The sequence below is a fragment of the Bradyrhizobium sp. SYSU BS000235 genome, from assembly GCF_049747295.1.
Classification (GTDB): Bacteria; Pseudomonadota; Alphaproteobacteria; order Rhizobiales; family Xanthobacteraceae; genus Afipia.
Map to the genome: position 1 here is coordinate 40,946 of NZ_JBMHJM010000004.1, position 11,236 is coordinate 52,181.

The following is an 11,236-nucleotide window of genomic DNA, read 5'->3' on the forward strand; positions in this document are numbered from 1 at the left end:
GGCAGCGAGACCAAATCAGTGGCCCCCGCTGAGTCCCGCGTGTTCAGTCTCCCCTGCCAGGAACGCAGCGAAGGTAAGGCAAAATTCTTCGTTGGGTGACTTCCTACATCGTGTACTTACACTTACTCCCGGGGCCACTTATTCTATTCAGACCTATCCGCGACATAGCCAACCGTCGACGCATCAAACTGCGCTAGGCTATCCCGATCTATCCTACGACCTTCCATGGCGAAGACACATCGTTAGGGTGTCGGAGCACTGACGAATAAATTTTTCCGGCAGAACATCATGGCGGTCAGGAATACTCGCGCTGCCTCGTGCAGCTCCGCCTCAGTCCAAGATGCCATACCATTGTGCAGGCCGTCGTTCCGGTAGAGCACCGCAGCCAGAATCGTTCGGGCAACGTCAACGTTGGGACCGTTCGGCGTTAATGCCGAGATCGCCGCAAGACGGTTGGCGCGAGGTGCAACGTTGGTACTGACCAGCGCGAATTGGGTCGTCAGGATTTGGTGAACGTCTGTTGAAGTGTTCCAGAACGCCTGCACTTTTTTCATCAGCGTCCCAGATGAACTCACACCGGCTTCATTGAGCAGCGCATTGGTGAGATGCTCAAAAGTCGCCGAAAGAGATTCCACCTCCTTCGCGAGCGTGCTGTGATCAACGGACGAGGCGCTAAACTGATGCTGCAAAATAGCCTCGATACTCAGATGGACTTTCCACTGGTCGTTTCGCTCCAACCAATCCAGAAAATCTGTGATAGCCGCATCGTCCAACGCTAGAGCAGCCTCAGCAGTCGGTGCCTTAGCAACGACACTATGCTTCAGCGACAGCTCGACCTTATCGCGGGCATCCTGCTTCCAATCAGGGAAGATAACGTCGAGCGTATTCGCACAATGGCCAGTGGCGCGCCCCACCTCAACCGTGAAGCCTTTGAAGTCGCTGTCGAACGCATGCATCGCCATGCGGAGTGCTAGACCAATTTGGCGCTTATACTCGCCGGCTACCTCGTTCCGCCCTCGCCGTCTCCATTCGTCCCAGCGCTCGCACAGATAGATCAAGAATGATCGGGCATGATCGCGAGTGGCGGCAATCGTGGCGAGTGCGTGCTTTGCGCTGCGCTTTTGCACGGCATTGAAGTCAATGAGCTCCAAACCCTCAAGGGTGAAAACGTTACCGTTTTTGCCCATTGCCAAGGCTGCGAGCTTACGCGACCTCACCGCCTCAACCTTAGCCGCTGCATCGAACCAATGCGCCCATTCAAGCCCCTTCGCCAAACCGCGCGGCCCCTCAAACGAGACGGTACCATAGGTCGCGTCCGTGGAAATATCAGCCAGCCGCCCGCTCATCGCACGCTTGAGCAACTCCGGCCTACGGGTATCGAAGATCAAACGGACACCCATCTCCAGGGCGTCCGCGACAAGCAAAACCTGCCAATCGTGGTAGTAAGTGTCGACCCCGTCGCTGACATAGAGAGGATCTTGCCCAGGGCCACTGAGGTTGATCCGGAAGTCAGCCCAATCGACAAAATCCCGGCTCGCCACGTCAGTCGTGATCAAAGTGGCGCCAGGTGCGCCCGCGCCAATATCAAACGGATGGGGTTGCTCATCCGCTTCAAACTGCAGCACCGTGATCTCTTGATCATATCGCTCAGAGCGAAGGCACATCTCGTGCACCGGCTCGGCAAACCAGACGCCGGCTTGCTGCATGACGCCGGTCAGCGCCGCATCGGAAAAGTCGCGTCGTGCCGCAAAGGCCTGCAGAGGAAGTTCGAACACGGTGTCCCTCGTGCGGATGTAGCATCCCGATCTAAGCGCCGCTTTGCTGGGCTTAGACCAATGGGCAAACCCCTCGTTCGACACCACCATGATTGCCCGCGTCTCAGTGTACTCGAGCCAGCGCAAGATCGCCGCAGTCAGCGAAACGCCGTAGCGCTTTGCAAGGCGACCGAGTGCTTCAAAATCGGCGCGATCCTTGGCTGGCAACTGGCGACGGAAGTCATGAAACGGCATGAGCAACGCGGCGGCGAACTCGTCGGCTTCCTGTTCAATACCGGACCCGTCGCGACGAACCACCGCGTTCTCGTCGCAATAGATCCCGCCGTCGAAACGACCGTCCTCCTCGATCAACTCGCGGTGCAGAACGTAGTGTGCGAACTCGTGCCCAACGGTGAACGAGCGGCGTCCCGCGGACTGACCGAGATGATACATGATCGCCCATTGGCGCGGCCGCGCCTCCCCATAAACCAAGGCGCCAACGCAGCCCGGAATGTTGCGCTCCACGACCTCATGGATGGGGCTATCGGGCGCAACCTGGCGGGAGTACTCCAGCGCGAGACCGATCACGTCGACCGGCGCGCGATCAAACCGATGAGCTCCAAGAACCAAGTCGAGCATCTGTGTAATGCGCGCCGCCTCCCTCAGCGGCCGGGGACGGCTCGGCTCGCTCATTTGCGGGTCTTCGTGTCGAGGATGCGGGCCATCTCGCGAATCTGCCGGCGCGTATCTTTCGGCAAGCCGCTATATTGCCGGAAGAAGGCGGTGTCCTCCGCCTCGCTGAGCGTCTGCGTGTCGGCCCCGAATAGGTAGTCGACAGTCACCCCCAGGGCGCCGGCGATCGCGGACAGCTTCTCGGCCGACGGCCGGGGCGGATTCTTGTTCTCGAGCTCCCAGATGTAGCTCTTTGATGAGCCGGTCTCCTGCGCGAGCTGATCCAGCGTGAGGCCTTTCTTCGTTCGTAAGTCCTTGATCCGCTCGCCAAATTTCATAGCCGGTCCTTCCACTCGATCCGCCCAACTGCGTTCGGAGTAGCTATATTGTAGGTCCCTTGACAGACGCATTCAAGCTCCCCATCTTGTTCGGAGTAGACGTACGTAGATTCATATCATCCCGAACATCGCGCGGGCGGTGGCGAGATGCACCGATTCAGCCCACCCGCCGCGGAGATCGATGTGAACATCCAGCTTGCGCCGACCGGCCTCAATCCCTTCGACGACCCTCTCGACCGCATCCTCGCCGAGATCGCGCTCAGCGTTCAGCTGCCGCCCTCGCTGCATGACAAAGCGAAGTCGCGCTACGAGGCGGTGCGGCGCCATCTCGAGGCCACGACCGCCTTCTGCGACCAGATCGAGCACTTCTACCCGCAGGGCTCCATGGCAATTGACGCAACGATCTCAACGCGCGGCACCGACGACGAATACGATCTCGACATCGTCTCGCAGCTCGGCGGTCGCTTTCGTGGAATGATGCCTCTCGAAATCCTGGCCAAGCTCGAATCTGCGCTCAGTGACTATCCTGTGCAGCGGGTGTTGCGGCAGACGCGCTGCGTCACCCTGTTCTACGCCGACAAGATGCATCTCGACGTCACGCCGTCGCTTCGCGTCTACGGCACGCTTGATCGTGAAAGCCTGATCACTCACGCTAAGGGTCCGCAGCGGTCGGCCGACGACCGCTTCGTCGATATGAACGCCTATGGATTCGCACAATGGTATGCGAGCAGGACGCCGCTCGAGCTGCGCATGGCGAAGGAGTTTCACCGGCGGTGGCTCGACCATGCTGGCCTTGCCGCGCGTGCTGACGCCGATGTCGACGACGTTCCCGACCAGTGCGACTTCATCGTCAAGAACACCGCGACCCTCGCGCTCCAACTCCTGAAGCGCTTCCGCAACATCCGCTATGCCAGTTACAGCGGCCGCATCCCGCCGTCGGTGATGCTCTCCTACTACGCCGGACTCGCCGCGCAGCCGAACACGTCGCTCAGCACCATGCTCGTTCGTCTCGCGAGCTGGATTATCCGCGACATCGAGCAGGCTTCGCTGTACGGGCGGCTCCTGCATGTCGCCAATCCGGTCTGCGAGACCGATGTATTCACCGACCGCTGGCCGGAATCCATCGCTCAGCAGGATGAATTCGCCGAACATCTGCACGAGCTCGTCGGTTCGCTCGAGGCGATGCGCAAGGGCGGGATGTTCCCCAATACGATGATGGACGTCTTGCGCGACAACTTCGGCGACCGCGTCGTGACCCGCGCCGCCGACCAGATTGCAACGGACGTCGGTGGCGGGATCCAGCAGTCGCGTCAGCTCTACACGCGACGCGGCGGCGTGCTGTTACCTACCGCCACCGTGGTTGGGGCATCGACCGTCAACCCCGCGGTTTCGGCGGCGCGGCCTCACACCTTCTTCGGGCGCAAGATCTGATGATGGCGGCGATCCTCTCCATCGACGAGCAGGTCGCCGCGATGAAGGCGACCTGGCCGCAGTTCGCTGCACGCCGTGTCGACCGCCGCGCTCAGTCCGCCCGGTGGGTGGGAAGCGTGCGGCCGCAATATGCAAGCTACTCGCTGGAGATCCGATACGAGCTCGGGTCGTTCCCCGAGGTGCGAGTGCTTTCACCGGAGTTGATCCGCATGCCCGGAAACGCCGAGGGCCAGCTGCCCCATGTCTATCCGCCGGCCGAGGATCCGACTCTTTGCCTTTTCGATCCTCGTGAGAGGGAATGGTCACCGGCGATGACTATCGCCAGCACGACCGTCCCTTGGGCGCTCGACTGGCTCGCCTGCTACGAACTTTGGCTGATGACCGGGCGCTGGACCGGCGGCGGACGGCACGCCGGATCGGAATCCGCCGAGGTAACGGAGACCAAGCAATGAACTATATTCCGCCGCGCCGATCCGACGGCACGATCCAACATGCTCGCCTGAAGCAGCCCTGGCCGCAGGGCCGCCCGTTCCGCATCCTGTCGATCGACGGCGGCGGAATTCGCGGCGTGTTTCCGGCAGCCGTCCTGGCCGAACTCGAGAACCGCTTCCTGGGCGGTGCCTCCATCACCAATCACTTCGACATGATCGCCGGCACCTCAACGGGCGGCATCATCGCGCTCGCCCACGGAATGACGGCCCGACAGGCCTTGAACATCTATCTCGATCGCGGCGAGCGTATCTTTCCGCCGGCAGCTGGGCTGGGCAAGGTATCGAGGGTGCTGCGCTGGGTGTATAAGCCGAAGCACGATCAGGCCGCCCTCAAGGAGGAACTACTGCGGATCTTTGGCGACAACGTGCTCGACGATGCCGTCACCCGGCTGGTTATCCCGAGCTTCGAAGGGCGCCACGGCGAGCCGTTCCTCTACAAGACGCCGCACCACCCGGACTACCAGAAGGACCGCCACAAGAAGTTTGCACATGTGGCGCTCCACACGACGGCGGCCCCGTCTTATTACCCCGGTGTCGAGGACGACGGCTACGTCATGATCGATGGCGGCATCTGGGCCAACAATCCGGTCATGAATGCCCTAGTCGACGCCCTCGCCTGCTTTGACATCGCGCGCGAGGACGTGCGTATCCTGAGCCTGGGAACGGGTGAGTCCACCTTCACCGTCGATGAGCGGGCGCGCAACGGCGGCATCAAGGATTGGGCTTTCCTGCGTTCCTTCAATGCGGCCTCCCGCGCGCAGTCCCGCAATGCCCTCGGCCAAGCCTACTTGCTGGTCGGTAAGAACAACGTCACACGGATCGACGTACCGGAAAGCGACGAGCCGATCGCGATGGATGACGTGCAGCGCTCCGTCCGGGAGCTGCCGATGGTGGCACGCAGTCTCGTTGAAGGCGCCGGGCATCACATCGAGCGGATGTTTCTTGATGGCGCGGTCACAAAATTTATCCATTGCCGATGACATAGGCGTCTGATCAGGCATTCGTCTCTACCGGGCAGTGAGCAGACGACAGGCGAGCTCGCGCTCGCCGCAACGGGTCGAGAAGGTGTCGGGGACCTCGAACCGGCATCCGTCATTACCGCTTCCGTGGTTGGCACCCATGCAAGAACACTGGCATTCGTGCCCCTGTGTTATTTGGCACGCCCGCGCCAGATCTCGTGCTCGCGATAGGGCTGGATGATGTAAACTTTACCGTGGCGCTGCAGCGCCCGATCGACGAATAATGCAGCCTTTCGAAACGCCCCTCACCGAGAACGTAGGCTTGCCTGACGAGGTGCGTGCCGTGCTCAATCATGAGATGTCATTGATCGACAAGCTGAAGTACGCGCCCTACTTCCTCACAGTAAACGCGATCGTACGCTTTGCCCGATCGAAAGGAATTCTCTGCCAAGGACGTGGCTCCGCCGCCAATTCCGCCGTTTGCTACGTCCTTGGCATCACTTCTATTGACCCCGGCCGAAACGACCTGCTGTTCGAGCGCTTTGTCTCCGAAGAGCGGCGCGAACCGCCCGATATCGACGTCGATTTCGAGCACGAGCGCCGCGAGATCGTCATGCAATGGGTGTTCGACACCTACGGCCGCGATCATGCTGCGCTTTGCGCAACCGTCGTCCGCTATCACACCAAAGGCGCGCTACGAGACGTCGGCAAAGCTCTCGGGCTGACTGAAGATCTGATCAAAACGCTCTCGTCTCGGGTCTGGGCCTGGTCCGAGACTGGCGTCGACGCAAAGCATGTACAGGAGCTCAACCTCAATTTGGGTGATCGGCGGCTCCGCCTGACTCTCGAACTCGCTCGCCAACTGCTAAATGTACCTCGTCACTTCGGGCAGCATCCGGGCGGCTTCGTCCTCACTCACGATCGCCTTGATGAGTTGGTACCGATTGAGCCTGCCCGTATGGATCAGCGGCAGATCATTGAATGGGACAAGGACGACATCGACGCACTTCGGTTCATGAAGGTTGATGTCCTGGCGCTAGGTATGCTCTCGGCCATGAAGCGCGGCTTCGATATGTTGGCCGATTACAAGGGCATCAATCTCGACCTTGCCTCGATCCCTGCTGAAGACCCGCGGACCTATGCCATGATCCGGAAGGCCGACACGCTTGGGACCTTCCAGATCGAGTCACGGGCGCAGATGTCTATGCTGCCCCGCCTCAAGCCACGGACCTACTACGACCTCGTTATCCAAGTTGCGATCGTGCGGCCCGGCCCGATTCAGGGCGACATGGTTCATCCCTATCTCAGGCGTCGCGACGGCCTTGAACCGGTTTACTATCCCAAGCCCGAACTCGAAAAGGTGCTCGGCAAGACACTCGGAGTTCCGCTCTTTCAGGAGCAAGCCATGCGCGTGGCTATTGAGTGTGCCGGCTTTACGCCGGGCGAAGCCGACATGCTTCGCAAATCGATGGCAACCTTCAAGTTCTCCGGTGGCGTCTCCAAGTTCAAAGCCAAGCTTATCGGCGGCATGGTTGCCAACGGTTTCGAACCCGAATTTGCCGAACGCACGTTCACTCAGATCGAGGGCTTCGGCAGCTACGGCTTCCCGGAGTCTCACGCGGCCTCGTTTGCGCTGATCGCCTATGCATCTTCTTGGCTTAAATGCTGGCATCCGGATGTATTTTGCGCTGCCCTCCTCAACTCGCAGCCGATGGGTTTCTATGCAGCCGCTCAAATCGTACGCGATGCTCAGGCGCATGTCCATCTCGTGGCACAACAGCTAACAGACTTGTCAGCGGACCTTGCAAGTGTCGGCGGACGAGATGCGTCGTTTCCACTGCCGCACGGCCGGGGCGACAATTTCCATCACGGGTCGCCAACTCCCGATCCCCGCGGATTGCCTAAAGGGTGGCGTACGCGGGATATTTACATCCCAGATCTACACATCGATACAATCAAGGTGAAGTCGCGGGATTTTCAATGACAGTTTGAAAGTCAGTTCAACTGCGCTGCTGTGAATTTATGTTCGCTTGCGAGGAAGCGCTTAAGGGCCCGGAGGCGCCCGATTCAGAATGATGTCCATTTCGACCCAGAAATTAGACATCGCCGCGGCTTGAGTTATGTCCACGAAAGGCCGGGCACCGCAACTCCGACCTCCACTCCTAAAGTGCTCTTCGATAATACAATACCGCCCCGTATACAGACGTCAGCGAGAGAAGAAGCAGGGCCGCCATTATCTGCAAAGGACTACCGCCAAACGCGGGGACAATCCCGAAAAACATCCAGTCGGAGAGTATATCCATCGCATAGCCCAGGGGAATCGTGGACGAAATCCAGTACAAGATAACTTCCTGCGGGTATATTTTCGCAATAAGGCCTGAGAGGAGAACGAGAAGTATTAGATAATCCGCGCAATCGCCATGCGGGATTGAATGAAGCTGGCGGTCAGCATCTTCCGGGCCACATCCGCGGCGGCAAAACCGGCCACCGGCTGGAATACCTGGCTGACCTTCTCCATCTCACCGCCCGCGCCCGGAGCGCCTCCGACTACAAAATCCATCGTCAGAAAATATTCGGATTCAACCGAACTGCGGCTTGTCAATTGTTCAAAAAGCGATCCTGCCCCGCTGTCCAATGTCTGCTTGTGGACTCATTTCGGACCCCAGGTGCCACAGTTGGGAACCAGATTGCGCCCGCGAATTCACTAAGGACAATATTCGACAGGCCGCCCAGAGCGTATATTGGCTCAATGGGTCGCTCTATGGCGTTCGGGTTTGGTCTCAGTCGCGCGCGTAGCAAAGATTGGAGGTTAGCCCGCGGCACCGGTAATAACGGGGCGTCCGCGATTTGCACGCTCCAGAGTGGAGGCGGATGAAAAATTTGGCTGCCAAAGCGTACGTCTTGCTGCGGCGCGAGTAGCCAGCCACGCATCAATGCGCAACGCAACTCGAAGGAGGAAATCATGAAACCGATTTTTTCTCGCTTCGGAATGTCCCGCCGCGTTCTGCTCTCGACTTTGGCACTGCTTCCGGCCTTTTCACCATGGGCTGCGACGGCGCAGCAAGCTCCTCCGGCTGCCTTTTCATTTGCGGTGTACGGTGACTCGCGACCGATGATGTATCTCCCGTACAAGGAGGGGCAACCGGAACTCAACCAGTTGTTCGTTGAAATGTTCGGGCTGGTCATGCCGGAAAAGATCGCTGAAGCGGTGGTGAAGAGAGATGTGAAGACGATCTTCGATCCGGCCACCAAGGAGCTTGTCAAAGTCGTGATGCCATTCGAGTCCAAGTCGGAAGTCATGACGTTGACGCTCGACAAGGGATGGGTCACGGAGGCCTCCGTCGAAGATGTCAAACTGCTTCCCGGCGTGCAGCGCACGATGTTCCGGCTTCACGGCGGCGATGGGTGGCGCGCGAGATCGTGAAGGACGTCAAATCCGGGCGTGCCAAATTCGTGGTGAACAGTGGCGACGTGGTCTGGTGGGGAAACCAAGGCCGCACAGTCGGCGACAGCCCGTACTGGAAGCGCGTGAATGAGACCATGTTGAAGCAACTTCCGCCCGCCGATAGCGAGATGCGCGCAGCCGGTCTGGAGGGCCGGTGGTATATGGGCGTGGGCAATCACGAAGTGTGGGGCGACCCGAAGATTGATGGTGTTCTGGACGCTGTGCCTTACCTGAAGAAGTTCGGGGTCACACCGGAGAACCTTATCTACAAATTCGATTTTAATGGCGTCCGCTTCATCTATCTGTGGAGCGGCAAGTATGATTACCGGTCGCCTTCGCTGTGGGATGCCGATCGGCCGAAATACGCAGAGCAGATGAAGCAATTGCAGCAGTGGATGGACGAAGCCAAAACCGCGGGCATTCGCAAGGCCTTCATCACCTTCCACTACCCGACGTTCGCCCGGTCCGGCCTCGGCGCCATCCCTGCCCCGGATAATCCGCACAAGGTGATTGCGGCTTACGCGAAGGACATGGAGGTGGTGGTATTTAACGGACACGTCCACACGACCGAACTCTTTGACGTCGAAAACGTGAAATACCTTATGCTTGGCGGTGGCGGCGCCGAGCAGGACCCGATCCTCCCGGGCCGAACGAGCATCAAGTTGCCGGCAGACTATCCGCCGGACCTTTATTGGAAGGGTGAGCCGCCCAAGGAAGAGTACAACTACGTCCTGGTGGATGTTGAGCCCGGACAGAAGACCAAGTTCACCCTCAATCGCTTCCGGCCGTGGTCGGCCGAGCCTTTCGCGACTGTGGAGCTTTTCAAGTGATAAAGGTCTGATCAAGACGGGAGGATACTTCTGGTCACCGCTCTGCTGATCATTCACGGGCTGGTCGCGGTCGCTCTGCTCGGCGCGATTACTCATCAATCGATCGCGGCGTGGATTCCCACGCACGGCAAGCGTGGCTCCTTCTTAATGCGGTTTCGCGGCGTTCCACCCAAGTCATTCAGCAACGCAATCATCGTTCTCTACTCTGTCTCGGCGTTGCTGGGAGCGACCTTGTATCTGGCATTCCGCGTCGAAATCCGGCCCGATTTGGAGCGCGCTGGTCATTGGCAGGCGCTTGGCCTCTTTGATCTCAAAGAGCATTTCGTTTCTATCGGATTTGCGTTGCTGCCGGCCTATTGGGTCTGTTGGCGACAACAGCGACCCGACCAACCGTCCCGAACACCTGCCGCCCTGACCTTGATACTCGCCTTCATCGTGTGGTGGAGCTTTCTGATCGGACACGTCGTAAACAACATCATGGGGTTCGGGAAATGATGCCCGCGCCATGGTTTCGCAGGTTCTCATTTGCATTCGGTATAGCGTTTGCGATGCTCTACGTGGTCGCACTCAAGCTCGACCTCGCGCTGTTTACCGTCTATCCGACGATTCGCGTCGTACTTCTCGGCACTCATCATTCGCGAGACAGCGTCGGGCCGTCGATGGGGGGCTTTCTGCCCGCGATGTATTGGTACGGTTGGACTGCCGCGGCCGCGCTGGGAGCGCTCATATTCGGCGTCGGCGCCGCACTCTTGCCCGAGAATTGGTTGCGACCGTTCTGGTTGGGATGGTTGTGGGTGATTCCCGTGGCAGCGATGATCGGGTGCGTTTACCTCACGATGCCCTGGTTTCGGCTTTAGTCCGAATGTCTCTTCTTGGCCGATTGTGTTGAAGGAGTCGTCTGTCGGCAATTCTTCTCATTCGGGGGCCGTGGTCTCCAAGGACACCGTAGGACTGAAATGTCGGGTAACATTTAGGCAAAATCTCTCGTAATCAAATGCCTGAAATTGCTGTAAAGCTGTTCTTCAAACGCAACATCTCAAGTCAGGCCCTTCCCCACCATGCACACTCAAGACGGCAAGATCATCGCTCCAATCGATCCCGTTAAACTGGATCGCCTCGCTGAAGTCGCAATCAAAGTGGGACTTCGGCTACAACCGGGACAGGATTTGCTGGTCACGGCGCCGACCGCGGCGCTGCCGTTTGTGCGAAAAATTGCTGAACATGCCTACAAGGCCGGCGCCGGTCTGGTAACGCCTTTTTTCTCTGATGATGAGATCACATTGGCACGTTATCGCTTCGGATCGGACATCGGCTTC

Annotated in this window: 11 protein-coding genes and 1 pseudogene; 9 read left to right on the forward strand and 3 right to left on the reverse strand. The window is 59.1% G+C overall.

Translation table 11 applies throughout. The features are described from left to right. Positions 1–242: 242 nt before the first annotated feature. Both ACP0KA_RS27770 and ACP0KA_RS27775 read right to left on the reverse strand, forming a co-directional pair. Positions 243–2,447, reverse strand: coding sequence for an ImmA/IrrE family metallo-endopeptidase (locus ACP0KA_RS27770; RefSeq protein WP_424632189.1), 2,205 nt, complete (start codon positions 2,445–2,447; stop codon positions 243–245). After that, on the reverse strand, positions 2,444–2,764 hold the full coding sequence (locus ACP0KA_RS27775) for a helix-turn-helix domain-containing protein (RefSeq protein ID WP_424632190.1): 321 nt from the start codon (positions 2,762–2,764) through the stop codon (positions 2,444–2,446). Before ACP0KA_RS27775 ends, ACP0KA_RS27770 begins: the two co-directional genes overlap by 4 nt. 147 nt (positions 2,765–2,911) lie before the next feature. Here ACP0KA_RS27775 and ACP0KA_RS27780 point away from each other — a divergent pair, with 147 nt between their 5' ends. The 4 genes and pseudogenes from ACP0KA_RS27780 to ACP0KA_RS27795 form a co-directional block, all read left to right on the forward strand. Continuing rightward, a complete protein-coding gene (locus tag ACP0KA_RS27780; protein ID WP_424632191.1) occupies positions 2,912–4,195 on the forward strand; it encodes a nucleotidyltransferase domain-containing protein in 1,284 nt (427 codons plus the stop codon). A 2-nt stretch (positions 4,196–4,197) separates the two neighbouring features. After that, positions 4,198–4,647: a hypothetical protein gene (locus ACP0KA_RS27785; protein WP_424632192.1), complete on the forward strand. Its 450-nt coding sequence runs from the start codon at positions 4,198–4,200 to the stop codon at positions 4,645–4,647. Then, on the forward strand, positions 4,644–5,666 hold the full coding sequence (locus tag ACP0KA_RS27790) for a CBASS cGAMP-activated phospholipase (protein ID WP_424632193.1): 1,023 nt from the start codon (positions 4,644–4,646) through the stop codon (positions 5,664–5,666). Before ACP0KA_RS27785 ends, ACP0KA_RS27790 begins: the two co-directional genes overlap by 4 nt. 298 nt (positions 5,667–5,964) lie before the next feature. Then, positions 5,965–7,629: pseudogene (locus ACP0KA_RS27795) on the forward strand (hypothetical protein); the annotation flags it as partial. Between the two features lie 414 nt (positions 7,630–8,043). Here the strand turns inward: ACP0KA_RS27795 and ACP0KA_RS27800 are convergent. Further along, entirely contained in the window at positions 8,044–8,280 is a 237-nt protein-coding gene (locus ACP0KA_RS27800) for a hypothetical protein (protein ID WP_424632194.1), read from the reverse strand. A 327-nt stretch (positions 8,281–8,607) separates the two neighbouring features. Here ACP0KA_RS27800 and ACP0KA_RS27805 point away from each other — a divergent pair, with 327 nt between their 5' ends. The 5 genes from ACP0KA_RS27805 to ACP0KA_RS27825 all read left to right on the forward strand — a co-directional run. After that, positions 8,608–9,069, forward strand: coding sequence for a hypothetical protein (locus ACP0KA_RS27805; RefSeq protein ID WP_424632195.1), 462 nt, complete (start codon positions 8,608–8,610; stop codon positions 9,067–9,069). Beyond that, positions 9,051–9,920 (forward strand): metallophosphoesterase family protein, encoded by an 870-nt coding sequence (locus ACP0KA_RS27810; protein ID WP_424632196.1) that lies wholly within the window; start codon positions 9,051–9,053, stop codon positions 9,918–9,920. The genes ACP0KA_RS27805 and ACP0KA_RS27810 overlap by 19 nt, the downstream gene beginning before the upstream one ends. A gap of 231 nt (positions 9,921–10,151) precedes the next feature. Next, positions 10,152–10,415 carry a hypothetical protein gene (locus ACP0KA_RS27815; protein ID WP_424632197.1) on the forward strand — a complete coding sequence of 88 codons (264 nt, stop codon included), beginning with the start codon at positions 10,152–10,154 and terminating at the stop codon, positions 10,413–10,415. After that, positions 10,412–10,777, forward strand: coding sequence for a hypothetical protein (locus tag ACP0KA_RS27820; RefSeq protein WP_424632198.1), 366 nt, complete (start codon positions 10,412–10,414; stop codon positions 10,775–10,777). The genes ACP0KA_RS27815 and ACP0KA_RS27820 overlap by 4 nt, the downstream gene beginning before the upstream one ends. A 201-nt stretch (positions 10,778–10,978) precedes the next feature. Next, positions 10,979–11,236: aminopeptidase (locus ACP0KA_RS27825; RefSeq protein ID WP_424632199.1), on the forward strand; the 258-nt coding region annotated here is incomplete at its 3' end.